General features: G+C 49.8%; 28 protein-coding genes. 2 read left to right on the top strand and 26 right to left on the bottom strand.

The features are described from left to right. Positions 1–50: 50 nt before the first annotated feature. The 13 genes from pruA to AUL54_RS12135 all read right to left on the bottom strand — a co-directional run bounded on the left by pruA (position 51) and on the right by AUL54_RS12135 (position 13,432). Positions 51–1,598 (bottom strand): L-glutamate gamma-semialdehyde dehydrogenase, encoded by a 1,548-nt coding sequence (gene pruA, locus AUL54_RS12195; protein WP_060963995.1) that lies wholly within the window; start codon positions 1,596–1,598, stop codon positions 51–53. Between the two features lie 184 nt (positions 1,599–1,782). Next, positions 1,783–3,069 carry a Glu/Leu/Phe/Val family dehydrogenase gene (locus AUL54_RS12190; protein ID WP_060963994.1) on the bottom strand — a complete coding sequence of 429 codons (1,287 nt, stop codon included), beginning with the start codon at positions 3,067–3,069 and terminating at the stop codon, positions 1,783–1,785. 211 nt (positions 3,070–3,280) lie between these two features. Beyond that, positions 3,281–3,736, bottom strand: a complete 456-nt coding sequence (locus tag AUL54_RS12185) for a dTDP-4-dehydrorhamnose 3,5-epimerase family protein (protein WP_029575291.1) — start codon at positions 3,734–3,736, stop codon at positions 3,281–3,283. Beyond that, positions 3,733–4,581, bottom strand: a complete 849-nt coding sequence (rfbD, locus tag AUL54_RS12180) for a dTDP-4-dehydrorhamnose reductase (protein ID WP_060963993.1) — start codon at positions 4,579–4,581, stop codon at positions 3,733–3,735. The genes AUL54_RS12185 and rfbD overlap by 4 nt, the downstream gene beginning before the upstream one ends. A gap of 20 nt (positions 4,582–4,601) precedes the next feature. After that, the gene (rfbB, locus tag AUL54_RS12175) at positions 4,602–5,549 is read right to left on the bottom strand and encodes a dTDP-glucose 4,6-dehydratase (protein WP_060963992.1); all 948 of its coding nucleotides are present in this window, start codon (positions 5,547–5,549) and stop codon (positions 4,602–4,604) included. Positions 5,550–5,551: 2 nt separating this feature from the next. Beyond that, positions 5,552–6,289 carry a sugar phosphate nucleotidyltransferase gene (locus tag AUL54_RS12170; RefSeq protein WP_060963991.1) on the bottom strand — a complete coding sequence of 246 codons (738 nt, stop codon included), beginning with the start codon at positions 6,287–6,289 and terminating at the stop codon, positions 5,552–5,554. A gap of 27 nt (positions 6,290–6,316) precedes the next feature. Beyond that, positions 6,317–7,321 carry a PseG/SpsG family protein gene (locus tag AUL54_RS12165; RefSeq protein ID WP_060963990.1) on the bottom strand — a complete coding sequence of 335 codons (1,005 nt, stop codon included), beginning with the start codon at positions 7,319–7,321 and terminating at the stop codon, positions 6,317–6,319. A 1-nt stretch (position 7,322) separates the two neighbouring features. Further along, positions 7,323–8,063, bottom strand: coding sequence for a cytidylyltransferase domain-containing protein (locus AUL54_RS12160; protein ID WP_060963989.1), 741 nt, complete (start codon positions 8,061–8,063; stop codon positions 7,323–7,325). Beyond that, positions 8,056–9,177, bottom strand: coding sequence for an N-acetylneuraminate synthase family protein (locus AUL54_RS12155; RefSeq protein ID WP_060963988.1), 1,122 nt, complete (start codon positions 9,175–9,177; stop codon positions 8,056–8,058). Before AUL54_RS12155 ends, AUL54_RS12160 begins: the two co-directional genes overlap by 8 nt. Beyond that, positions 9,177–10,040, bottom strand: coding sequence for a GNAT family N-acetyltransferase (locus AUL54_RS12150; RefSeq protein ID WP_060963987.1), 864 nt, complete (start codon positions 10,038–10,040; stop codon positions 9,177–9,179). The genes AUL54_RS12155 and AUL54_RS12150 overlap by 1 nt, the downstream gene beginning before the upstream one ends. Further along, positions 10,041–11,210 carry a DegT/DnrJ/EryC1/StrS family aminotransferase gene (locus tag AUL54_RS12145; RefSeq protein ID WP_060963986.1) on the bottom strand — a complete coding sequence of 390 codons (1,170 nt, stop codon included), beginning with the start codon at positions 11,208–11,210 and terminating at the stop codon, positions 10,041–10,043. Between the two features lie 22 nt (positions 11,211–11,232). Next, the gene (locus tag AUL54_RS12140) at positions 11,233–12,657 is read right to left on the bottom strand and encodes a capsular polysaccharide export protein, LipB/KpsS family (RefSeq protein WP_060963985.1); all 1,425 of its coding nucleotides are present in this window, start codon (positions 12,655–12,657) and stop codon (positions 11,233–11,235) included. Positions 12,658–12,661: 4 nt separating this feature from the next. Further along, on the bottom strand, positions 12,662–13,432 hold the full coding sequence (locus tag AUL54_RS12135; RefSeq protein WP_060963984.1) for a glycosyltransferase family 2 protein: 771 nt from the start codon (positions 13,430–13,432) through the stop codon (positions 12,662–12,664). A gap of 280 nt (positions 13,433–13,712) precedes the next feature. Here AUL54_RS12135 and gerQ point away from each other — a divergent pair, with 280 nt between their 5' ends. Beyond that, positions 13,713–14,255: a spore coat protein GerQ gene (gerQ, locus tag AUL54_RS12130; protein WP_060963983.1), complete on the top strand. Its 543-nt coding sequence runs from the start codon at positions 13,713–13,715 to the stop codon at positions 14,253–14,255. A 46-nt stretch (positions 14,256–14,301) separates the two neighbouring features. On the opposite strand, the gene AUL54_RS12125 is transcribed toward gerQ, so the two are convergent. The 8 genes from AUL54_RS12125 to AUL54_RS12090 all read right to left on the bottom strand — a co-directional run bounded on the left by AUL54_RS12125 (position 14,302) and on the right by AUL54_RS12090 (position 19,682). Further along, positions 14,302–14,673, bottom strand: a complete 372-nt coding sequence (locus tag AUL54_RS12125) for a DUF423 domain-containing protein (RefSeq protein ID WP_003150969.1) — start codon at positions 14,671–14,673, stop codon at positions 14,302–14,304. A 62-nt stretch (positions 14,674–14,735) separates the two neighbouring features. Next, positions 14,736–16,055 carry a purine/pyrimidine permease gene (locus AUL54_RS12120; protein ID WP_060963982.1) on the bottom strand — a complete coding sequence of 440 codons (1,320 nt, stop codon included), beginning with the start codon at positions 16,053–16,055 and terminating at the stop codon, positions 14,736–14,738. 18 nt (positions 16,056–16,073) lie between these two features. Beyond that, positions 16,074–16,496, bottom strand: coding sequence for a YwdI family protein (locus AUL54_RS12115; RefSeq protein ID WP_045925773.1), 423 nt, complete (start codon positions 16,494–16,496; stop codon positions 16,074–16,076). A gap of 58 nt (positions 16,497–16,554) precedes the next feature. Next, the gene (locus tag AUL54_RS12110) at positions 16,555–17,238 is read right to left on the bottom strand and encodes a uracil-DNA glycosylase (RefSeq protein ID WP_060963981.1); all 684 of its coding nucleotides are present in this window, start codon (positions 17,236–17,238) and stop codon (positions 16,555–16,557) included. A gap of 14 nt (positions 17,239–17,252) precedes the next feature. Next, a complete protein-coding gene (locus AUL54_RS12105) occupies positions 17,253–18,059 on the bottom strand; it encodes a glycosyltransferase family 2 protein (protein WP_060965097.1) in 807 nt (268 codons plus the stop codon). An 84-nt stretch (positions 18,060–18,143) separates the two neighbouring features. Continuing rightward, entirely contained in the window at positions 18,144–18,671 is a 528-nt protein-coding gene (locus AUL54_RS12100) for a hypothetical protein (RefSeq protein ID WP_017418661.1), read from the bottom strand. Between the two features lie 44 nt (positions 18,672–18,715). Then, the gene (locus AUL54_RS12095) at positions 18,716–19,351 is read right to left on the bottom strand and encodes a permease prefix domain 1-containing protein (RefSeq protein WP_021494753.1); all 636 of its coding nucleotides are present in this window, start codon (positions 19,349–19,351) and stop codon (positions 18,716–18,718) included. After that, the gene (locus tag AUL54_RS12090; protein WP_003150960.1) at positions 19,344–19,682 is read right to left on the bottom strand and encodes a PadR family transcriptional regulator; all 339 of its coding nucleotides are present in this window, start codon (positions 19,680–19,682) and stop codon (positions 19,344–19,346) included. Before AUL54_RS12090 ends, AUL54_RS12095 begins: the two co-directional genes overlap by 8 nt. Before the next feature lie 149 nt (positions 19,683–19,831). Here AUL54_RS12090 and AUL54_RS12085 point away from each other — a divergent pair, with 149 nt between their 5' ends. Continuing rightward, entirely contained in the window at positions 19,832–20,644 is an 813-nt protein-coding gene (locus AUL54_RS12085; protein ID WP_021494752.1) for a bifunctional hydroxymethylpyrimidine kinase/phosphomethylpyrimidine kinase, read from the top strand. A 31-nt stretch (positions 20,645–20,675) separates the two neighbouring features. Here the strand turns inward: AUL54_RS12085 and AUL54_RS12080 are convergent, their stop codons facing one another. The 5 genes from AUL54_RS12080 to AUL54_RS12060 form a co-directional block, all read right to left on the bottom strand. After that, positions 20,676–20,951, bottom strand: a complete 276-nt coding sequence (locus AUL54_RS12080) for a hypothetical protein (protein ID WP_042635591.1) — start codon at positions 20,949–20,951, stop codon at positions 20,676–20,678. A gap of 63 nt (positions 20,952–21,014) precedes the next feature. After that, positions 21,015–22,454 (bottom strand): sucrose-6-phosphate hydrolase, encoded by a 1,440-nt coding sequence (locus AUL54_RS12075; RefSeq protein ID WP_060963980.1) that lies wholly within the window; start codon positions 22,452–22,454, stop codon positions 21,015–21,017. Further along, complete coding sequence (locus tag AUL54_RS12070; protein ID WP_007614557.1) at positions 22,451–23,833, bottom strand: sucrose-specific PTS transporter subunit IIBC; 1,383 nt, start codon at positions 23,831–23,833, stop codon at positions 22,451–22,453. Before AUL54_RS12070 ends, AUL54_RS12075 begins: the two co-directional genes overlap by 4 nt. A gap of 219 nt (positions 23,834–24,052) precedes the next feature. After that, on the bottom strand, positions 24,053–24,883 hold the full coding sequence (locus tag AUL54_RS12065; protein ID WP_060963979.1) for a PRD domain-containing protein: 831 nt from the start codon (positions 24,881–24,883) through the stop codon (positions 24,053–24,055). Between the two features lie 23 nt (positions 24,884–24,906). Further along, the gene (locus tag AUL54_RS12060; RefSeq protein WP_060963978.1) at positions 24,907–25,221 is read right to left on the bottom strand and encodes a hypothetical protein; all 315 of its coding nucleotides are present in this window, start codon (positions 25,219–25,221) and stop codon (positions 24,907–24,909) included. Positions 25,222–25,326: the final 105 nt, after the last annotated feature.

Below are 25,326 nucleotides of genomic sequence, written 5' to 3'. Positions count from 1 at the left end.
ATATAGAGAAAATAGCGCGACTCTTTTTTCATCGCGCTATTTCCGAAAGATTAATAGGCTTCAGACGTTGTTTTCGCCTGCATATGAAGAATCAGATAGTCAGGTCCTCCGGCTTTCGAATCCGTTCCTGACATATTGAAGCCCCCGAACGGCTGGTATCCGACAATCGCTCCCGTACAGCCGCGGTTGAAGTATAGATTTCCGACGTGAAAATCTTCGCGGGCGCGTTCAATGTGCGCGCGGGTTTTCGATAACAGAGCGCCTGTCAGTCCGTAATCGGTATTATTGGCAATCTCAAGCATATGGTCGAAATCACGGGCTTTTGAGATCGCGACGACAGGCCCGAAAATTTCCTCCTGCATCAGGCGGGCGTTTTCATCAACATCCGCAAAAATGGTCGGCTGAATAAAGTATCCTTTTGAATCATCACCTTCGCCTCCCGTCAGGAGTTTTCCTTCTGTTTTGCCGATTTCGATATACCTCATGACTTTATTATAAGACGCTTCATGGATGACAGGCCCCATGTATGTATCAAAATCTTCCGGACTTCCGACGGTGAGTGATTTTGTTAAAGCGACGGCTTTTTCAACAACTTCATCATAGACGTCCTGATGAATCACCGCACGGGAACCGGCTGAACATTTTTGGCCTGAGAATCCGAAGGCGGAATACACGATTGAGGAAGCGGCAAGATCAAGATCAGCATCTCTGTCTACAAGCACCGTATCTTTCCCTCCCATTTCGGCAATGACCCGTTTCAGCCACTTTTGGCCCGGCTGTACTTTTGCGGCTCGTTCATAGATGCGGCATCCGACCGCGCGGGAGCCTGTAAACGACACAAATCTCGTTTTCGGATGCTCAACCAGGTAGTCGCCGATTTCTCCTCCGTCGCCCGGTATGAATTGGAGCACGCCGTCCGGCAGGCCCGCTTCCTTCATCACTTCAACGAATTTCGCCGCCACGACAGGCGCCGCATCCGCCGGTTTCAGCAGTATCGTGTTGCCTGTTACGATGGCTGCCGCCGCCGTTCCGGCCATGATCGCAAGCGGGAAGTTGAATGGAGAAATGACGATCCCCACCCCAAGCGGCTCATAATGATACTGATTATATTCTCCGTCACGGCTCTTTACAGGGGAACCGTCTTTCAGCTTCAGCATCTGACGGGCATAATACTCTAAAAAGTCGATCGCTTCCGCCGTATCCGCATCCGCTTCCTTCCACGGTTTTCCGGCTTCTTTCACTAGATACGCGGAGAATTCATGCTTTCTTCTGCGGATGATCGCCGCCGCTTTAAACAGCACATTCGCGCGGTGTTCCGGCCGTACTTTTTTCCATGTTTGAAATGTCTGCAGCGCAGCCTGCATGGCCTTTTCCGCAAGTTCTTTTCCGGCCGCCGATACAGAGCCGATTACTTCTTTTTTATCTGCCGGATTGACGGAAATGATCTTTTTATCCGTCTCAATCGCTTCACCATTGATGATAAGCGGATAATGCTTGCCGAGCTGTGAATTCACATAAGCCAGCGCTTCTTGAAACGATTGTTTATTTGTCTCTTCCTGAAAATTTGTAAATGGTTCGTGTGCGTATGAAACTGTCATTAGAATTCCTCCCTGTATTTTGTAATGTGTGCTCACGCTTTATGAAGATGCAAGAAGCATACCAGCATAACAATTAGCCGAAAGCAGACGAAGCTTGTCTGAATCTGTCGGCTGCATTCAGGTGACGCAAAGAAATTTTGCGATCTCCTGTATAAAAGACGCAAAATATTTTTGCGGATCACCCTTATACCCAGCCGCGGAATCGGGCCGCTTCAGCCGATTTTCTGATGCCTGTCATATAGGCGGCCAAACGCATATCGACTTTGTGGGTATGCGCTGTCTGATAAATGGATTCGAACGAATTCACCATGACGCTGCGCAGTTTTCCGGCGACTTCCTCCTCAGACCAGTAAAAGCCTTGATTATTTTGCACCCATTCAAAATAAGATACCGTCACGCCGCCGGCGCTTGCCAAAATATCCGGCACGAGAAGCACGCCTCTTTCATTCAGAATTTTCGTGGCGTCTATCGTTGTCGGCCCGTTCGCCGCTTCCACAATGATTGAGGCTTTAATGTGATGGGCGTTTTCAGCTGTAATCTGATTGGAGATTGCGGCAGGCACGAGAATATCACAGTCTTTCTCCAGCAGCTCCCGGTTCGTTATGATATCTGAGAAGAGATTTGTCACCGTGCCGAAGCTGTCCCGCTTATCGAGCAGGTAATTAACGTCAAGGCCGTCAGGATCATACAAAGCGCCATGGGCGTCTGAGATGCCGATCACTTTGGCGCCGGCGTCATGCATAAATTTAGCGAGAAAGCTTCCGGCATTTCCGAACCCCTGAATGATGATCCGCGCATTTTCCAATGGAATCCCTTTTTTCTTAACGGCTTCCTCAATACAAATCGTGACGCCTTGCGCGGTCGCCGTTTCCCGCCCATGTGAACCGCCGAGAACGATCGGTTTGCCCGTAATGAATCCCGGTGAATCAAATTCTCTCAGGCGGCTGTATTCGTCCATCATCCAAGCCATAATCTGCGAGTTGGTATATACGTCGGGAGCCGGAATATCCTTTGTCGGACCGACAATCTGGCTGATCGCCCGCACATATCCGCGGCTCAGCCGTTCCAGTTCACCGAAAGACATTATCCGCGGATCACAGCTGATGCCGCCTTTTCCGCCCCCGTAAGGAAGGTTTGTGATGCCGCATTTTAAGGTCATCCAGATGGAAAGCGCCTTGACCTCTTCCTCACTGACTTCCGGGTGAAACCGCACGCCCCCTTTTGTCGGGCCGACAGCGTCATTGTGCTGCGAGCGGTAGCCCGTGAAAACCTGTACTGATCCATTGTCCATTTTGACAGGGATGCGTACGGTCAAAAGCCGCATCGGCTCTTTCATCAAGTCATACATATTGTCAGGATAGCCCAGTTTGCGCAGGGCCTCTTTTATGATCGATTGTGTTGACAGAAACAAATCAAGAACTTCTTTTTCTTCGTCTTTCTGATTGCTTTTAGAAAGCGGGTTGGCTGACATGTTTATCACCTCATCGTATTTTACGTGTAAGCTTCAATTACCGGCAGAACAAAAAGTAAGCGCTTTTACACCAAGACCCATCAGTCCCTTTCACATAGTCGTTACGTCCCTTTTTATATGCAAGATTCATGCCAGCCTTTTGTGCATAAAAAAAGAGCCATTCAGCTAAAAAACACAAAAACGAAGACATCCGCTGTCTTCGTCTTGTACGCTACCGATGGGCCGTCTGCCAGTCAAATCCGATGGTTTCGTCGTTCCATGGGATTCTTTTTTCATCCGGCTGATCCGGATTGTAGGACATTGTCGTGAAATAAATAATGGTCAGCGGGGTTTCTCCCAGCACTCTGTACCCGTGCGCGACGCCTTTGGGAATGAGAAGCAGCATCGGATTGTCTTCTCCCATGTAGTAGACATCCGTTTCGCCCTTGGTTGCCGACTCTTCGCGAAGGTCATGCAGCACGACCTGGGCGTGGCCCGTCGGGAAAAACCACAGGTCATCCTGTTTCTCATGATAGTGAAATGCTTTAATGACGCCGGGATAGCTTTTGGACCAGGAAGCCTGCCCGAATCGCTCCAAGAGATGTTCATCGTCGCGGACGAGTTCTGAAAAGAACCCCCGGTCGTCACTGTGTTTGGTCAGCTTTTTAATTTTTACGCCTTCGATCACTTGCATTGCCCCTCCCTTTGTAAATAATCCCGCAGCGCATCCCGCCAGTGCCTCATGCCGAGCCCCTGCCGTTCGATCGACTCAAGGCTTAACACCGAGTAAGCGGGACGCGGTGTCTCATTTCCGTATTCCTCCGTCGTCACGGGCAGCACGGCGGCGTTCCTGCCGCTTTCTTCAAAAATCGCCTTGGCGAATTCATACCAGCTGCACACTCCGCTGTTTGCGGCGTGGTACGTGCCCGGCGGCCTGTCAAACAGACCGATCACGGTTTCGGCTAAATCCTTTGTATACGTCGGCGAGCCGACTTGGTCATTGACGACACGCACTTGTTTATGTGTATCCGCAAGCTTCAGCATCGTATTGACAAAGTTATGCCCGCCGCTGCCGTACACCCACGATGTTCTGATAATGGTATGATTTTTTCCCGTTAACCGGATCAGTTCTTCGCCGAGTTTTTTGCTTTTTCCGTAAATCGTGCCCGGATCTGCGGGATCATCGGTCTGGTATGGCCGTGTTCCTTTGCCGCTGAAGACGTAATCGGTGCTGATGTGAATGAATTTCGCGCCGGAGTTTTCAGCCTCAAGCGCGGCATAATAAGCGCCGATTCCGTTTATTAAATATGCTTTGTCGAGCTCCGTTTCACATTTGTCAACGGAGGTGTATGCCGCCGTATTGACGACGATATCCGGCTTGTAATGGCTGAATGAGTGCCGCACCGAACGCTGGTCGGATATATTCATCATCGCTTTTGTCAGGGCGATCACCTCATACCCTTCCCGCTTCAGCAGGCGGCATAATTCCCGCCCCAGCTGGCCGACAGCTCCGGTTACTAATACCTTCGTCAATCGGATCCCCTTCTTTCCGATCAGTCTTGGCTGTCTGTATACCAGCGAATGGTTCTTCTCATTCCTTCTTCAAATGTGACCTGCTGACGCCAGCCCAGCTCATTTTTCAGCTTTGAAGCATTGATGGCGTAACGGCGGTCATGCCCTTTTCTGTCTTCGACATGAGCAAACCGTTCCTCGACTCCGAGCTCCTTCATAATAAATGCCGCCAGATCTTTATTCGTCCGTTCATTTCCGCCGCCGATATTGTAAATGTCACCGAGCGTTCCGTTTTCCAGCACGAGCTTAATGGCGCGGCAATGATCCTCGGCAAACAGCCAGTCTCTGATCTGCATCCCGTCGCCGTACAGCGGAACCGGCGTGCCGTTTACGGCGTGCCTGATAATGGTCGGAATCATTTTCTCGTGATGCTGGTAAGGCCCGTAATTGTTGCTGCATCTCGTGATGATCGCAGGGAGCTTATGGGTTTTCACATAAGACATGACGAGCAGGTCTGAGCCCGCCTTGCTTGCGGAATACGGATTGTTCGGAGAAAGCGGCGTCGTCTCTGTGAAAGCGGGATCGTCCGGCCCCAAATCTCCGTACACCTCGTCTGTGGAAATGTGAATCAGCCTGCCGGCTTTGCCCTGTAACACCGCGTCCGCCAGTCTGTATGTGCCCATCACATTTGTTGTGATAAACGGCTCTGCCTGATTAATGCTTCTGTCCACATGGGATTCAGCCGCAAAATGAATGACAGCGTCATACATTTGGGAAAATGCTTTATCAATGTCTTCTTTTTTGGAGATGTCACCTTTGATAAAACGGAAACGGCCGTGCTTTTTTAAGGCTTCTATTTCAAGCGGCCTGCTTGCATACGTAAGATTATCCAGGACGGTAATCTGCGTGTCCGTTTCTTTCAGCATCATGTTTGTAAAGGTAAGTCCGATAAATCCTGCGCCGCCTGTAATTAAATATGATTTTGGCATGATTAATGTTCCTGTCCTTTCTGTATTGCCTGCTGCGCCAGGCTTCCGGCGAGATAGAGCGATTCATGCGTGCCCGCATCCACCCACCAGCCCGTTAACACATCATACGTCAGCTCACTGTGTTCAATGTATAAATTATTGACATCCGTAATTTCCAGTTCACCGCGTTTTGAAGGGGAAATTTGTTCAATATAAGAAAACACTTCTGCGTCGTACATGTAAATCCCTGTGACACATAAGCTGGTCGGCGGATGCTCCGGCTTTTCAATGATCGATTTGATCCGTTTGTTTTCTTCATCAATCTCGGCGATGCCGAAGCGCTCCGGATCGTCAACTTCTTTCAGCAGCACTTTTGCCCCTTTTCCCTGCTGTGCGAAACGTTCCGTATAAGGTTTTAATGAATCTTCGAAAATATTATCTCCTAAAAGCAGGACGAAGGGGTCGCGTCCGGTGAACCGCTTTGCGTACGATAAACCGTCCGAAATCCCTGATGCGGCGGGCTGAACCTGGTATGTGATCGACACGCCGAGCTCTTCTCCGGTTTCGAGAAGTTTATGAAATTGCGAAATATATTCTTTTTGTGTAATCAGCAAGATATCCGTAATCCCCGCTTCTTCCAGCTTCATGATCGACCAGTAAATCATCGGATACGGACCGACAGGGAGTAAATGCTTATTAACCGCTTTCGTCAGCGGCATAAGGCGCGAGCCGGTGCCTCCGGCTAAGATAACACCTTTCACATGAACACTTCCTTACGTGTGGTTTTATCACAAATCATAAAGAATCGCCGCCGCCCGTTTGATGCCTCTCCCGTCAACCAGCGGCGTTCCGTTCTGATGAAGCCCGAGCCGTCTCGGATAATCCGCAGCCAGCTCAGACATATGCCGAGCGAGCACGTCCGCCGGGGTGTGTTCTCCCAGGCCGAGATGAACGGCGGCGCCGCGTGCGGCGAATTTTTCAGCCGTCACGGTTTGATGCGCCACTTGAGAAAGAACGATGCAGGGCACACCCGTACAAATGGTTTCATATAAAGTGATGCCGCCAGACACGACGGCCATATCAGCCCTCGTAAGAAGCGCGGCCATGTCATTTGTCTGCCTTACCATCTCGGCATAAGGCATTTGCGCGATAAGCGTGCGCACGTCATCAGCGTGAGCCGCGGCGGCGCCCATGACGATAATCACTTGTTTTCGCTGAATATCCGGAATCCGGCGGCAGGCTTCCATCACTTTAAAGACAAGCTTCTTCGGATCGCTGCCTCCTAAAGAAACCAAAATGGTCCGGCATTCTTTTCTCAGCTGATAGTGCTGTTTGGCTTTTTCAAAATCCGGATGAAGAATGATATATTCCGGGCCTTTATATATAACGGCTCTGCCCATTTTCATCGTCCGGCTTTTCAGCCCGCTGTATATGCCGTTTATGACGGCATCACATAAATGAATGACATGCTCCCGCTTTTCTTCAAAGAAGACGATGCGTGCCGATGAATGCCGTCTGATTTCTTCAAGCCAGTCACACGGCATATCGAGCAGGTCGAATATGAGAAGGTCGGGAGCCTGCCTGTTTATTTCCCGGACAATAAATTCCTTCTGTCCCTTGTCGGGCTTGATGATCACTTCCCATTGATCAGCAGACAGGTATGAAGAAGCCTCTTTGTTGGTGTAAAACGTGATTGAGCATTTATTCAAAATGGCGCCGGCAAGCAGCTTCATCCTGACGGCGTGCCCCATGCCGATGTCACGGCCCCCGTCGGCGAAAATCAAAACCCGCATGCTAATCAGCCTCTTTTTGCCGGATCATTTGATTAATGGCCCTGAGCTCCGGATCACGATTCAGCAGATGGATCAATTCTTTTGCCGGAATATCAGGACGCGAGCCCGCTTTTACGTACAGCTCGCGGGCCAGCCTGTAGTCCTCTTCGGTATCGACGGTCATCCGCAAGTGGGGAGCCCGGAGTTCCTGCGGGGGCTCAGGAAAGAGGAGCCGGTACTTCTCAGGAGATTCTCTTATTAAAAGCGTGACATGTTCCTGATATTTGTCCGCCAGCGTTTTGTCGGTATTGATCTCCGTTAAAAGGCGCGCGTTTACCGCCTCGCCGCCGATGCCGAGCGGTGTACCGCAAATATACGTGTAGTCTGCGTGCTGGTCTAAATGCGATTGAATCAGAAAATCAAGCAGCGAAGAGTCGACAAACGGGTTATCCCCCGTCAGTCTGACTGCGATATCCGGTTTTACTTGTTCGATGACTTGTGCAAACCGGTCAAGCACGCGCTGCTCGCTGCCGCGGTGCACACGGTAGTTCTTGCTGAGGCAGTGCGCAGACAGAATGTCGTCGGTCTTGCTGTCAGACGAGGCGACGATCAGATTATCCCGTGATTGATCATAATACGCGCTTTGCCGAACCCTTTTGACAATCATATCGAGGATCGTATACCCGCCGATCGGTTTCAGCACTTTGCCGGGAAGACGCCCGCTTCCCATCCGCGCCTGAATGATAAACAAAATGTCAGTCATCATATGGGCTGCCTTTCGTCAAAAGGTCATCCCAACTGATGCCCGTGTCGGCGGGGATATCCCTGACCGCACGCGCGCCGTCAGTTAAAAGCTCAAAATATCTCGGGTGGAGCCCCTGCGGTTTTTGGCCGGGACGAAGGACGGCAAGGTTTTCAGCCGTAAAACATTCGCCTTTTTGAATCGGCGCTGTTGAAAAAATGCCTCTGTAAGCGAACCTTCTGATATCTCCTTCAATCGGTGTCGTGGTTTTATGGGAGCTTCCCGACAGCACTTCCGGCACCGGAGCGTGATGCCCCTGCCGCAGCTCCGCTTCAACTGAGCGGATCGCCGCAACCATTTCTTTTAATTCATCCGGATTGAGGGCGAAGGAGTGATCGGCACCGGGCAGGTTTTTATCGATCGTAAAATGCTTTTCAATCAGTTTCGCTCCGAGCCTGACAGCCGCGCACGGCACATCATACGGATGGGCGCTGTGATCGGAGAAACCGATCACTGCATCCGGGAATGCGGCGGCAAGCATGGGAATGACGCTCAGATTGCTGTATTCAGGCGGCGCGGGATATTTCGCCACACAATGCATGATCGCAATTTCTGTGTTCCCCTCGCCGGTAATGGTTTGATAAGCCTCCTGAATATCTGAAATATCAGCGCCCGCGGTGGAAAAAATAATCGGGGTCTTCAGCCCCGCGACATATTTCAATAACGGCAGATGGTTCAGCTCGTAGGAGGCGATTTTAAAGGCTGAAGGGGAAGTCGCATACAGTAAGTCGGCAGAGCCTTCGTCACATACTGTGCTTAAAAACAGCACGCCTTTTTTCTTACAATATTCAAGCAGCGGTTCGATCCACTCGGCGGGCATTTCCATTGATTGCACCAAAGAAAAAATAGAGACGTTTTTTCCCGCAGCGGTTTTGTACAAGCCGGGGTCTTTCTGATACATTTTGTCAGCCTGAAACATTTGGAACTTGACCGCGTCCGCGCCGGCCTCACTGGCCGCATCTATCAATTCAAACGCCTGGCTCAGTTTTCCGTCATGATTAATTCCGGCTTCGGCGATGATGAATACGGGCGAACCTTCGCCGATTGACTTCGTTCCGATTTTGCATGATGCCATCAGTCCGCCTCCTTCCCGGGCCACACATGATAGTAGTAATAGGACGCATCCGCTTTAAATCCCATTCTTTCATACAGGCGGATGGCTCTTACATTGTGGAGCTGCGTTCCCGCTGATACAGTCTTATGCTGAAAGCGCAATGATTGTTCAATCACGTGCGCCGCTAAATGGAATCCCGCTCCTTTTCCTTCAAATCCCGGCTTTACCGCCATCAGATCAAGGACGAATTCATCGCCTTTAGACAGCCCCTGAACAAAGCCCACGGTCTCTCCCTTATATGTGGCGGCGAATTGTAACGAAGCTCTGCCTTCCGCGTTATTCCGCGCCCACTCTTCAAACAGGCGGTTCGCACTTTCATAGCTGAGATGGGGGTCTTGGTAATACCTGCTTTTTATAAAGGCGTCGCGGGCCAGCCGGCTGATCGCTTCCGTGTCGCCGGGTCCGGCTTCTGTAATCTCAAATGGCGGCGTGCTGTTATATACACGCACCGGACTGACGAGCTTGAGAAGACTCCCTACAAAATAAGCGTTCGGAAGCTGCTGAACGACCTGCATCGCGCCGATATCTTCAGCCGGTATTTTAATAAATATAAAATCAGTGCCTGCCGCCCGCCTTGCCGCGTAAAATTCCTGAAACAGCCTTTTGAGCTGTCCGGCGCTGTTTGCGGCTGCAAGCTTCACATTGATGATATTTTTTCGAAACAATTGACTTTCCCACGAAGAGTTTTCATATAAAATCACGCCTTGAAGGCTGTTTTCTTCCAATAAACAGAGCGACGATTCATAGGCTTCCGGCTGAATGCCCTTCTGATGCAGGAAGGCATGAATCATGTCCTGCGCAAGATTTTCCCTCAGTCTGTACACCTAATCAGCCCCTTTGACGATATCCGTAACGGCTGCAATGACGTATTCAACGTCGTCATCTGTCATTGACGGATAAAGAGGGAGTGACACGGTGCGGTGATAATACGCGGCCGCGGCCGGAAAGTCAGTTTCCTTATACCCGTACGTTTTTTGATAATACGGATGGAACGGAACCGGAATAAAATGAACACTTGTGCCGATATGATATTGGTCTTTTAAAGCGGAAATCAGATCGTTCCGGCTGACCCCGGCCTCCTGCTCCTCTATTTGAAGAACATACAGATGCCATGCATGCCGCCCGTCATCACTGACATGCGGGATGGTCAGCCCTTTCATGTGTCTGAAGGCGTCCTGGTAGCGGCTCGCAATGTCGGCTCTTCTTTGCTGCATGCTGTCAATCCGTTTCAGCTGATGAAGCCCAAGCGCTGCCTGAAGATCAAACATATTCATTTTATAGCCGGGCGTTTCGACCTCATAGTACCAGCTTCCGTTTGAAGAATAGCGGTTCCACGCGCCTTTGCTCATGCCGTGAAGGCTGAGCACCCTGATCTGATCGGCAAGCCCGTCATTGTCCGTCGTCAGCATGCCGCCTTCACCGGTTGCCAGGTTTTTTGTCGCGTAGAAGCTGAATGCCGTCGCATCGCCGATTGATCCGATCATTTTCTGTTTATACGTGGTATACACGGCATGTGCGGCATCCTCTAAGACAAATAACTGATGCTTTTCGGCAATGGCCAGAATCTGATCCATATCACACGACTGGCCGGCGAAATGAACGGGTACAATCGCCTTTGTCCGCGGGGTGACGGCCGCCTCAATTTTTTCAGGGTCCGCATTCAGCGTAAGCGGATCGATGTCAACAAACACCGGAACGGCGCCTGTGTGCACGATTGTATTGGCTGTTGAACTGAACGTCACAGCAGACGTGATGACCTCGTCGCCGGGACCGATCCCTTTCGCCTTCAGGGCCAAAAACAAAGCGGCGGTACATGAGTTCAGCGCGATCGCGTGCTTTGCCCCCGTCCAGGCGGCAAAAGCTTTTTCAAACGCCTCTACTTTCGGTCCCTTTGAAAGCCAGCCCGATTCAAGCGTATCAATAACCTCCTGAATTTCGTCCTTCCCGATCATGGGCAATGAATAGGGAAGAAAAGCTGATCTTTTTTGCACCATTTTCTTTGCGCTCCTATCTTTTTTATGAAGGGTCAACCCGTCTGAAGCTGACTCCGGTTTTTTCCTGAAGCACTTGGCATAAAGCGGCAAGCGAATCCTGAACCGGGTAATTCGCGGCGACAAAAGCACGGCGCGCCTGTTCCGCTTTTTGATATTCTGCGGGGCTTTCGCATATCCGGATTAATTCCTGAGCGAGTGCCTGCGGGTCCTCAAAAACAAATTCTCCAAGTGAATGATAATAAGGGTATCGGCGGGTTCCCGCTGATTTTCCGATCAGCACGGGCTTTTGAAACAGCATCGCTTCAAGACCGACCGTTGATGTCTGTGTCACCGCAGCGTCAACATACGGGAGAATATCATACAGCTCCATCTCTTTTTTGATGATTTTGCCTGCTTTATATTTCCGCAGCACCTGATTGTAAGCATCCAGCTTGTTTTTGCCGATTTCCCACGGATGCGGTTTAATAATGAGCTGCATGTTCTTTTGGCCGGCAAGCTCTTCAAGCACGCCCGTATAAAATTCATCAGAAAACGGCTGCGTGGCGATCAGCACCGTCCGCTGTGACGGGAGAAAAGAAAGTTTGCGGTAAAACGTATCCTGATTTATCGGCTCTCTTGAGAAAATCTCGTCGAAACGGGGATGCCCCGTGATGATGATTTGTTCATCCCTGCAGCCTTTTGCTTTAAACCACTCCGCTTCATAAGCCCCGAATACGGCCTGATAGTCCGTAAATACGGGCAGAAACGCTTCATCTCCCATGAGCGCTCCGTGCTGCAGACAGATGCTGACGGCGTTTTTTTTCGCGGACATCAGCGCCAGCACACGGCTGTAAATATCCTCTGTCGTGCCGACCGCAACGGCGGAAATGGGCTCAGCCGTAAACAAACTATCAAGCGCATCAATCGCTTCAATAAATAACGGAATATCTTTATATAATCGCTCCTGAAATTCTCTGTTTCCGAAAGCGGGATGGCTGTGCAGCTCTTTCAGAATGGCATGGGCTTTTTCAATATAGGGGACAGGGTTCCCTTTTTGGCCCATTCCCGCCAGTTCCGATTTGCAGATAACGGGAAGCCCGTGATGGTCAGGCAGACTCCATCTCGCCAGTACCGCTGTTTTTGCCGGATCAAACTGCCGGTAATTTTCCTCGGTGAACCGAAGATGGTCGAAATGCAGAATGAGTTTTCCGTTTACCGGTTTCTCACCTGTTTTCTTAATGGACTGCTTCTTTTGATCAAAATAAGACTGAATATCGGCTTCAGGAATATGCCGATCGGCGGAACCGAAAAGCTCTGGGTTCTGTTCCATGCTCTCCCGAAGCACCGGACTGATATATTGATAAAAATTACTGATCAATGCGAGCGGGATGTCTTTGTAGCGAAGTGACTGAAAAAGGTCAATATACTGCCGGTACAGCACCCAATAGTTCGCTAAGTATGCCGACAAGCCCTCACCCCTTTCCAAGCTTTTTTAATGATTCCCTCAGCTCCCGGCACGTGGCCTGCTGCGGAAGGCTGCTCACAAACTCATTTTTTTCCGCCGCGAAAAGCTGATAATGAATGGATTGATTGGTAATATAATTGATATCAAGCTCCTCAGAAATCGGGTAAAACGGATAAAAATGATTCACTCTCCAGAAGAAACGGGCATCACCGATGCGGTAAAACGCGGGGCTTTCATCCCAATAGGAACCGAATGCCGATTTGACCTGTTCCAGCACGGAAAACCGATGCATGACTGAGCAATGGTCAATGGCGCACGGCGCATTCCATACGATCCGGTCGGCGGGCCTGGCCGTTTCCTTCACCGTCTCCTTCTGCTGATTCAGATGATAGGTTTTGGAACTTGAATACACAACAGCTTTTTCCGGGTCGGCATCAAGCTCTTTCACCATTTTCTCAAGCCGGTCCGGCACATATGTGTTGTCATCGGTCGCATACGTCACATACTCGCCCTCCGCCATTTCTATTGCCTGATTAATCAAGGCGGCGTAGCGTGTTTTTTCCGTCCTCTCTTTGACGCCCGATACATCGCTTTGATAAAACCGGACGCGGGGATCTGTGAGAAAAGGGCGTATTTCCGCCAATGTCGCTTCGTTTGAGTTGTCATCCATAATAAAAAGCTCAAAGTCTGTAAACGTCTGGAACAGAATACTTTTAATAGAGCGGGCCACATAGTCACTTTTGTTATAGCTCGTCATGATCACTGACACTTTAGGCAACTCGTCACCCCCTTTACGTACCTGAAACTACCGCTATCATATGTTTCTTATGTTAAAGATGCGCTAGGATTACAGACTATTGTGTGAAAAGTCAGCTTTTCTTTACAAAAAAAAGCCGGCTTTGATGGCCGGACTAAAGGAAGCGTGTTTCTTTTTTTTGCATAAATCTTTCTATGGGCTCATATGGTGGAATAGATAAAAACGGCAGCCGCTTTGAAGGCTGTCTGATACTTGTCAGGAGGTTCCAGCACCAAGAGGTTTTCATCAAAGGAGGAACAATATGAAACCGAAAAAGAATCAATATCAGCAAATGCAGGGGATGGGGATGGGAATGGATATGCAGGGATACCAGCCGCAGCTCGGGCCTAATCCTTATCCGCAGCCTCAGGGCCAAGGATCACAGATGATGCCGATGCAGCAGCAAATGCCAATGCCGATGCAGCAAAGCCAGCAGGGCTTCGGCGGAGGGTTCTCCGGCCAGCCGCAGCAGCAGGGCGGCGGGTTTCAAATCCCGTCGGGTCCATCATCATCACAAAGCGTTCCCGGCATGCTGCCGATTGAAGAATCATACATTGAAAATATTCTGCGGTTGAACCGGGGCAAAACGGCGACGATTTATATGACATTTGAAAACAGCAAAGAATGGAATTCAAAGATTTTCCGCGGTGTGATTGAGGCGGCGGGGCGTGACCATATCATTATCAGCGACCCGAAAACGGGCACCCGCTATCTGCTTTTGACCATTTACCTTGATTACATCACGTTTGATGAAGAAATTGCTTATACTTATCCGTTCTCCATGTCTTCCTATTCTCCGAGATAAAGCAAAAAGCCAATCGCTCACTTGGCAGAGGATTGGCTTTTTTTCTTTATAAATATTTGACGGCTGCGACGATAATCATAATCCATGAAATAATAAACGCCACGCCGCCGAGCGGTGTAATCGCGCCCAGAATGGAAATCTGCGTCACGCTCAATACGTACAGGCTTCCTGAAAACAGGACGATGCCCGCGAACATCAGCCAGCCTGCAACCGACACGCTGCCTGCGCCGGAGAGCTTCTCGGCCAAAAAGGCGACAGCCAGAAGGCCGAGCGCGTGATACATATGATATTGCACGCCTGTGTGCCATACCTGCAGATATTTATCGGGGATTTTCCCTTCAAGCCCGTGTGCGCCGAAAGCGCCCAGCGCCACTGCCAATAAGGCGTTAATCGCGCCCAGAATAATAAACACTTTCATCTATTTTCTCCCGCCTTTTCGTTAAAGTTTCCATTTCAATCATAACCCAACATCGGCAAAATTCAACGTCCGTCCTCCGATGACACGAGATTGTCGGATTTTTTCCTTTTGATAAGCTGGGTTCGGTCAATCGCGATCGCCAGCAGCGTCCCCAGCACAAGACCGTTGCTTAAGAGCGAAATCAGGATCGGGTGCATCCCTGATAATGCGCTCTCCGGCACAAACATCACCCCGACTCCCGTCAGGAGCGCCAGACCGATAATGGAACGGATTCGTTTTTGCTCCGCTTTCTCATAAGAGTCAAACTCTGTAAAGGCAAGACCCGCCATTGTTGAGAAAACGACGAAGTTTACCGCAAAGCCGACCGGTGAGGGCAGACTCGCAAACGCATTCATAAATAATGGGATCATACTGATGATGATGACAAATACACTCCCCAAAAGAAACGGCTTTTTCGAAGGAAGCTTCGTCGTCTCAATAAAACCGGCCGCCCCTGAGATCGGCACGGGCGCAATGCCTCCCGACAGCCCGCTTAAAAGGTGGCTGATCGAGGCCGCAAACCCGGCCGGACGCTCACGCCGCTTCCCCACGGTGCCGCCGAATTTTTTCACAGCCGCTTCAACAACTCTGATGCTCGCGAGCATATTGACAATCAAAAGCACTGTAATGAAGAGTGACGTAATGATCAGACCGCTGTCGAACGCAGGTTTTCCAAACGGAAAGAGAGTCGGAAGCTGAATCGTGCGGTCCGGTATTTGAATCGGTCTGGCAGCGCCGAAGACGGCAAACAAGATCCATCCGCCGGCAAGCGAAAGAAGAATCGCATACTGCCTTAAAAAAGTAACATTTGATCGGGACATGATGAACATCGCAGCCGTCACAACCATGGCGAGCCCGAAGACAAGACCGTCGACGCTGTTTTTTAAATAGCCGATGCCCAAAAGGCCTTTCACAATCGGCTGACTCAGCTGCATGACCAAAAGCAGCAGATACACGCCCGTCACTACCGGTGTAAACAATACGGCCAGCCGTTCAATCACTTTAAAAAGGCTGAACAAAAAGAAAAAGACAGCGCTTAATAACAGCGCCCCCTGCAGCGCCCGCAGCGTCTCGCCGAATGTCGCAAACACCGTGCCCGTCAATCCGCCGTAAATCGTGTATACGCCCCACCATAAGCCTGCCGGGCTTTCATTAATCGGCAGACGATGGCCTTGAAGACATTGGATGACCGCCGCGACGCCAAGCACAAAAAATGTGCTCTGAATCAATACGGCAGAATCGGCATGGTTCAAGTGAAATGATTGTGCGATGGCGACAGGAACCACAATTGCAGCCGCAATCATGAATGCTGCCCATTGCACCCCCCCGAGTATCAGTTTCAAATCAATCAACCTCTCCTGTTAAAAATCGAAAATGGAATCTCCGTTTCCGTCTTCCTCACGTTCGTCTTTCGCTTTTTTCTGATATTGGCTCAGCCCGGCGCTGCCCATCATTTTTTCAAGCAGAAGCGGGTCTGTCGAAGGTGACGAGGACGGCTTCGTCGCCGCTTTAGGGATCGGATTCTGCACAGGCGCCTGAGCGGTATCCGTCTGGGTGCCGAGCACGACGTCACACAAAGAGCGGATGGCGGCCGCGTGCATTTTGACATCCTCGGCGCGGGATGCCGTTTTCGCCTGCCTCAGTTCTTCTTCCATCTTCTGAATCAAAGCAGAGATATGTATGTTCATGAGTAAATCCTCCAGCAGTAATTTGTCTTCTTCCTGCATTTTATCAAATTTCTGAACCAATCGCAGAATTGAGTTTGTTATTTTTTCTGACAGCATACCGCCCGGAACGTCAAAAAAGACGCTTCCGCCGGGCGGAAGCGCCTCAAAACACCATTTATTGCGGCAAGTCGGGAATGCACCAGTCGATCGGCTGTTCCCCCATTTTTTCAAGGGCGGCATTTGTCCGGGAAAACGGTCTGCTCCCGAAAAAACCGTTCCTTGCCGAAAACGGGCTCGGATGAGTCGATTCGATAATAATGTGTTTCGATGTGTCAATGCGCTCTTTTTTCATCTGTGCGTGACGTCCCCACAGGATAAAGACGATCGGCTTTTCTCTTTCATTCACCACATCAATGATGCGGTCAGTGAGCCGCTCCCACCCCTTGCCTTTGTGGGAATTGGCCTGACCGCGGCGAACCGTAAGCACTGTGTTTAACAAAAGCACTCCCTGCTCCGCCCAGCTGACAAGCGATCCGTGATTCGGTACGGGGCAGCCGATATCATCCTGAAGCTCTATGAAAATATTTTTCAAAGACGGCGGCTGTCTGACGCCGGGCTGAACGGAAAAACTAAGCCCGTGCGCCTGTCCGGGCCCGTGATACGGATCCTGCCCGAGAATGACCGCTTTTACATCCTCATAAGACGTATAATGCAAGGCATTAAAAATATCATGGCTGTCAGGATACACCGTTCGGCTGCGGTATTCTTGTTTCAGCATCTCTCTCAGCTCTTGATAATACGGTTTGTCGAATTCGTCTTTCAGCTGATTCCACCAGCTGTCCTTTAAAAGCTGTTTCAAACTGTCCGTCCCCCTTATGAAGTGTGCAGTCTTGAATAGACGGGCTTTCCGTCCCACACAATGTCCGTCGGCGCCTCCCGCCTCTTCATGTCCGGCTCTTCAAGAAGAACCGCGAAATTTTTCGTCGGGAGCTCCCCAAGCCCGTGCTTTTCGCTTAGCCGGTCTAAGTACTGCTTCCGTTTTGCGCCGAGGTCCGCAGACTGATTGCCGCCTCCCTCAAAAAACGCATATATGACGCTCGCGCAAGGAACACGCTTCACACGGTGCTGTTTCGCAGCGCGCAAATAAAAATCCCAGTCCCAGTAATTATGGACATCCGGATCAAAATATCCTAACGTGTCATGCAGAGAACGCCTGTACATGCTGCCTGACGGGACATACGTGGAAAACACCCGCATATCCTCATAATCGGCCGTATAGGCGAATGGCTTTCGTGAAACCGGAAATCTCGTGTTGTCCCGTTCTTCAAATGACACAATTTCCGCATCCGAATGAACCAAGTCGGCATCAGCGAGCTCAGCCGCCATTCTTTCCAAATGGCCCGGCGTAATGAAATCATCATCATCGCACAGCATGATACAATCACCTGACGCTTTTTTCACACCGGCGTTACGCGCTTCCACATGTCCGGCATTCTGTTCTAAATCAATCATCTGAATCGGCAGATCGCTGTACAGCTTCTTCGCCTCCTCGACTGATTCCCCGGCATCATTTACGATGATTACTTCATAAGGCTTTACGGTCTGCCTGGAAATCGACTCCAGCAGCTCACATAAAGCCGGAATCCGATTATACGTGACTATGACAATTGATATATTCATGATACGCTCCTTCTGCTTTTTCTCATGTTCTATTAAAACATAAAGCGGCGGAGAGATCAGGGGGGATTTTTGATTTCGGCCCATTCAGAAACAAATCCAGGTCATGCCCGCCAGCAAAACGAGAATGATCAGAAGGTCTCCCCAAACAGTGCATACCGCCTTGGCATTAAGTCTGCCCGCCTCCATGGCGTTCCAAAGTTTTGATTGATAAACAGGCACCAACACCATCGCATAGCATGTGCACAAGCAGACAAAAGCCGGCGGGACAAGCGCACATCCATCCTCATGCCAATCATGAATCAGTTCCGGTATACTCACCCCGCTGTCAATGTACAAGTATAATATACCCGCCAGCGGAATGAGCGAACTGATCTGCAGCTCGAAAAGTTTCACCTTCCACTCACGCGCAAACGAAACGGCCCAAATCCATCCCAGCGCATAAAACAATAGAAGAAGCAAAATACTGAAAACAACAAAAATAGCGTCTTGCATCCCATTCAGAACCATAATAAAAAGACTCACAACGGGCAATGCAAGAACCAAGCCGCAGACGGTAAATACGGTAACGGTTATTTGGGCGCACGCGCCGTACATCCACGAACCTAATCTCATTTTAACACCTCTATATAGATTCCCTATGTATATAGTGAAAAAGATCAGGCAAGCCTCTGCCTGCCTGCGTAAAAACCTATTTTGCCGCAAAACGGAAAACATACCGTCACAACGGCGCATACTGCCGCAAAACTCGGTGTGACCGCCGAAGGAAACAGCCCAGCCGGAACCAGATTGAACAAAAAGACAAACATAAAACATAGATTCGGCACCATTGAAGCCCATACCGTCCGCTCAGCAAGCTTTTTGCCGCCAGCCCCGAACTCCTTGCCAGCTTGATAGCCGATTTGGAACCAATACAGCACATAACCGATCATAATCAGCCATACTGACACGGAAATTCCTTTCCACAGCGCGTCAACAGCGGGATGAATCCTCCACGCGTGCATCATCGTAATCATCGCCCCCATCACAAAAAGACCGCAGTTGCAGAACAGATAAAAGAACATAAAAGTCCGCGCGGGCACCGCCGAAGCTTTTTGAAAAGCAGAGATAATCTCAGACGGAGTCCCCACTTCCCGCAGAATAAGCGCCATCGCTTCGCTTTCGGTTTTGCCTTTTTCCAGATGATCACAAATGGCATGATGAATATGACTTTCGATTTCCTTTAATAATTCACGGCTTCCGGCCTTGCCTTCCAGCCCTTTTCTGATTTCCTGCACATAAAGGTCTTTATCCATTCTGCCCGCCCCGCTTCAGCATCCGGTCCATCAGAGCAGAGAACAGATTCCATTCCTTCGTCCGTTCGGCTAGAATGTTTTTTCCTTCATCGGTGATCCGGTAATATTTTCGGTCCGGCCCTTTGGTCTGCTTTTCCCAGTAAGAAGAAATATAGCTTTGGCGTTCAAGCTTATGAAGCGATGGGTACAGCGTGCCTTCCTTCATTTGCAGTTCATTCCCGCTTCTTTTCTCCATTTCTTTTACAAGTTCATACCCGTACATGGGCCGTTCATTCAGCAGCGTCAGCACCAGAATGACCGTGCTTCCCTTTACAAGCTCCCTGTTGAGCATTTATTTTCTCACCCTTACCTAGTATTCTTATGTAGGTATTGTACGCACATCCCCCGCGGCTGTCAAATCATTCCTCCAAGCCTTCCGTATTGTGATCGGAAGAAAATCTAACTATAATGAGATATAAAACACTGATGGAGGCCATTGATATGTCAATGCACAAAGCACTTACTATTGCCGGTTCTGATTCCAGCGGCGGCGCGGGAATTCAGGCCGATTTAAAAACATTTCAAGAAAAAAACGTATACGGAATGACGGCTTTGACCGTGATCGTAGCGATGGACCCGGAGAACAGCTGGGATCATCAAGTATTTCCGATCGATGCCGATACGATTCGCGCACAGCTGGCGACGATTGTTGACGGAATCGGCGCAGACGCCATGAAAACGGGAATGCTCCCTACCGTGGAGATCATAGAGCTTGCGGCGAAAACGATTAAAGAAAAACAGCTGAAGAATGTCGTTATCGATCCTGTCATGGTCTGCAAAGGAGCGAACGAAGTGCTGTATCCGGAGCATGCCGAAGCGCTTCGCACCCAATTGGCGCCTCTGGCAACCGTCATCACGCCAAACCTGTTTGAAGCAAGCCAGCTTAGCGGTATGGATGAATTAAAAACGGTGGAAGACATGAAAGAAGCGGCCAAGAAAATTCACGAACTCGGCGCGAAATATGTATTGATTACAGGCGGAGGCAAATTGAAACATGAAAAAGCGATCGACGTGCTGTATGACGGAGAAACCGCGGAAGTATTAGAAAGCGAAATGATTGATACACCTTACACGCACGGAGCCGGATGCACATTCTCCGCCGCCGTGACGGCAGAACTGGCCAAAGGCGCTGAAGTGAAGGAAGCCATCTATGCGGCAAAAGAATTTATCACCGCGGCAATCAAAGAATCCTTCCCGCTGAACCAATACATCGGACCGACTAAACATTCGGCGATGCGTCTTAGCGGAAAATAAAATAAATATCCCCCTCATTACCCGAGGGGGATTATTTCATTTTTTTCGCGGATGACCGCAAAAACATCTCAATAGACTGCACAAACAGCGCATATTCCTTCATCTGTTCATATGTATGCATCAGCCGATCACTCCATTCATTGTGCGGCTCAGCTCTCTTGAGCATGCGATTCAGCTGAAGCAATACTTCTTTATATTCTTCCCGCTTATCTTCCACTTGCTCTGCGGCTTTGACAAGTAAACATTTCGGCGTCATCTTCTGATTTTTCAAAACTGAGAAAACAACTCCTTTTATTCCTGGAATCATTGGCTTTCGTTTGAAGAATAGCACAGATGGCATAGGTTTCACATAAGAAAAAAGAACGATTTTCTACAAAAGTGTCCAAATTGAGCCATTTATTTCCGTTTTTCCTGCCGAAGTGACGGTTACGTCATCATTTCCCGGGAAAGGAAAATATCTGGCGCTGAATACCTCTTCTCCATCATTCAAAAACAATTCAATCGAGGATGCATCCAGAAAGAGCTGCACGGAATGCACCTCGCTGATGGCGCAGCTTCTCTTTTCTTTTTCTTCTCCGCTGAAAGCGGTGCGCTCCAGCACAGCCAGCCCCTCTTCCTGATGAAATATAAACCGGGCCGCCCCCCGAATTGAGATTTCAAAACCGGATTCGCAAGTGATGTCCTCCAGCAGCACTTCAGCCCGGGACGCATCTTTCACCGGGAGGCTTACAGACGAGCAATTCAATTGAAGACGGTGCTTTTGTTCATCCGTGCGGCGTGATTTCATTTCCGAAAGCGGGCGCTGTATGATTCTGCCGTTGGACAGTGACAGCTGTCTCGGCATCGTTAAGCAGTGAATCCAGTGATACGCATGGGTCGGGTGTTTGTCCTCATGCTGATCCGGAACGCCCATCCACGCGAACAGAATCCTCCGTCCCTTATCATCTTCCAGCGTCTGCGCCGCGTAAAAGTCAAATCCTCTGTCAAGCTCCGTAAATTCACCGTGCTTAAATTCTGGCGGCTCTGTATGCAGCCTGCCGAGGAAATAGCCCGCCTGGTGGCTGTTATGATATTTTATCCCGTCGGCTTCAAGCCCCTGCGGACATACGAGCAGCACGTCGGTTCCGTCAAGGGAAAACAGGTCGGGACATTCCCACATATAGCCGAATGACCCGAGACCGCCGGAGTCCGCCCCCGCAATCGCACCGAGAAACGTCCAATCCGTCAAGTTCTCTGATGTGAACAACACAGCGCTTCCGGTGAGCTTTTCTGTCTGCGCGCCAAGCACCATGTAATACGCTCCGTCTTTCTTCCAAACCTTCGGATCACGGAAATGAGCGGTATAGCCTGCCGGGAGACGCGCGACAACTCCTTTTTTTTCAAATACGATCCCGTCTTCGGATACGGCGAGGCATTGATACGTTTCCCGATTGCCTTCTCCGTCACGGACATTGCCTGTGTACATCAGGCAGAGCCGCCCGTCTTTTTCGATGGCGCTTCCGGAATAACAGCCGTTTTTGTCATACCACTCACCCGGTGCAAGCGCGATTTCTTCCTCTTTCCACTCAACGAAATCCTTCGTCGTCACATGCGCCCAAAATTTCGCGCCGTGCCCCGTATGAAATGGCTGCCATTGAAAAAACAAGTGATATACGCCGTTCCATTGGATCACGCCGTTCGGATCATTTAAAAGCCCGACCGGCGGCATAATATGATAGTTCTGGCGGTATGGATCTGACGCGGCTGTTTCTCCCCGCTTCTTTTTCGCTTCCTCAGCCTGCAGGCGCAGTTCTTGATCCGGTGTCCTCATTTGACGGCCTCCTTTTCTTTAGCTCCCATAATGTAAGCGGCAATAAACGCCGAGACAGAGGCGATGCCCATTCCGATCAGATAGTTTATAAGATTTCCTAAACCGAGCGGAGCCGTGATGGCAATCATCGGAATTCCGGTCAGACCGTAGGCATTGGCGGCGACACCGGTCACCACGACATAGGCTCCTCCCAGCGCTCCGCCGATCATTCCCGCGATAAACGGCTTGCGGTATCTTAGGTTCACACCGAAAATGACTGGTTCGGTTACACCGAGAAAAGCAGAAAATGCGGCCGGCAGAGCGATTTCTTTCATTTTCGCTTTTTTCGTCAGGAAAAATACAGCCAGTCCCGCCGCGCCCTGAGCGACATTCGCCATCGACCAGATAGGAAGGATATAGTTTCTGCCCAAATCAGCGATGAGGCCGGCCTCAATCGCATGAAAGCTGTGATGCACACCGGTAAGCACAATAAGCGGATAAAGACCGCCGAAAAGCAGTCCGGCAACAATGCCCGCATGATCATACACATATGTCAGCGAGACGGTAATGCCTGATCCGATCGCCCTGCCAAGCGGACCGATTGCGATAAAGGTGATAAATCCTGTGACAATCACCGTGACAAAGGGCGTGACCAATAAATCGAATGCGTGAGGCACAATTTTTCTCGTGCCCTTTTCCACTTTGCTCATAATGTAAACGGCTAACAGTACGGGGATGACCGTCCCTTGGTAGCCGAGCAGCGCAATGTCGAAGCCGAAGAGCTGCATAAAATCAGGCGATGCATCCGCAAGCCCCCACGGATTCAAAAGCGCCGGATGGATCATAATCCCCCCGAGCACGGCACCGAGATAGGCATTACCGCCAAATTCCTTCGCCGCGCTGAACCCGATGAATACGGGCAGAAAGATAAACGCCGCGCTTGAAAACATGTCTAAAAGCTTAAACAGCGACGATTGTTCAGACACCCAGTGAAAAGCCTTCATCATGCCGAGCAGCCCCATTAAAAGTCCGCTTGCCACGATAGCCGGAATGATGGGAACGAATATGTTAGACAGTGTCTTCGCAAATCTTGCGGCCGGATTCAGCTTTTTTTTCGCTGCGTCCTGATGTGTCTCACGATCCTCCCGCCCCAAATCGGCTTCTTTTGAAAAAGCGTCATACACTTTATTCACGAGGCCGGTGCCGAATATAATCTGATATTGCCCCGAGCTGCTGAAAGCCCCTTTTACGCCTTCTATTTCTTCAATGCCGGCCTGGCTGATCTTCTGTTCATCTTGAATGACGAGCCTGAGCCGCGTCGCGCAATGTGTCGCGCTGATGATATTTGATTCCCCTCCGATATGTTTGATAAGCTGTTTTGCCGTTTCTTGATAATTCATGATGTATCCCCCTTTCTAAAATCAAAAAAGACCTAAAATTCGCCAACGAAAAAGGTCAGCATAATCCCTTTTTCATGTACGCAAATTTTAGGTCTTGCCTGCATTACCAGTCACAATCCCGCCGGATTCAGTTTTTTTAATGCGCTTTCATTCTATTTCATGATAGCGCTTTCGTCAATATGTTTTCAAAAAAAAAGTCTGTTTCTCGAAACAGACGCGTTATTCCGGGTTTTTTTGCAGACGCTGGACATGCAGCGTGATATAGCCGGCCTCGGATTCCGGCAGTTCCAAATCATATTCAGTTTTTAAAAACGCCGCCAGTTCAAGCGCACACCGATAAGCAAACGGATACTTTTTTTGGATGAAATAAAGCATCTCCTCGTCCATGGAATGGAGTGCTTCATTTGAGTCCAACCGGCTGACCGCATACCGTAAGTGCGTGACGAGGCGCTGATAGGAAATACTGTCTTCATCCACCTTCTGTTCGAAAAAGGATTCGATCTTTTCGATCATTTCTTTGATCATGGTTGTATGCTTCATCGCCGAATACATGCTTTTGGCATCCGCCTTGGCAGTGTGGATATGAAGCGCGATATACCCCGCCTCATCATCAGGCAATGATATACCGAGGGTTTGTTTCACGTGTTCAACCGCCCAGCGGCCGATCTCATATTCTTTTTTATAGAGCGCCTTAATTTCATGAAGCAATCGGTTATGCACCTGAAGGCCGTTTTGAATCCTTTCGATCGCAAAGGATAAATGGTCCGCCATCGCAATGTGGATGTGATCGTTCAAAGGTGCCGCAAGCTCTCCCTCCGCATGGCTGATGATATCTTCAGCCGCCTCTATATGCTCTTCGGGAAGCGTTTCTAAGACTTGTTTGAACTTTTCATTTTCGTCGTGCACGACAAATATTTTTTCAATTTTATGCTTTTGAATCACATCATTTTTTCTCTTTTGAAAAGCGATTCCGGGACCCATTACGATCTTTTCCCGTCCGTCTTCTTTTATTAACGCCGCATTGTTATTTAATACTTTGTCTATTCTCAAGAGGTTCGCTCCCGTTCATATGTTTAGTGGGATTGTACCCTCTTTTTCATATGATGTAAAGGCACCGGACCTGCGCGCTCCCGTTTCGGCAATTCTTTGCGGACCGGCACCCACCGGTTTTTATCCAGCCTGCCGCAGGCCGATTTCGTCTCATCGGTCAGATCCGCCGATCGGACTCGGCTCACAAACAAAAATGCCCCAGCCGTCCGTTTCGCTTTCTTATGATAGACAGCTTGGTTTCCGTACACAGCGGCTAATTGATATCTTCCGTTTCCCGGCGCCATCCAGTTCATCAGAAAGACCATCCACACCCGTAAAGATACCAGCAAACGTTTCATTGCAAATCATCCCTCCGCTTCTTTTTGACAGACAGCTTGTTCGCAGGCCTGTTTTCTCTCCGCTTTAACGGAAAAGGCGGCCGATCCTTCTCCGCTAAAAACTAG

Source organism: Bacillus sp. SDLI1, from assembly GCF_001553895.1.
Lineage (GTDB): Bacteria > Bacillota > Bacilli > Bacillales > Bacillaceae > Bacillus > Bacillus siamensis.
Note: the sequence above shows the minus strand (reverse complement) of the source record. Positions and strands in the feature narration are given on the sequence as shown.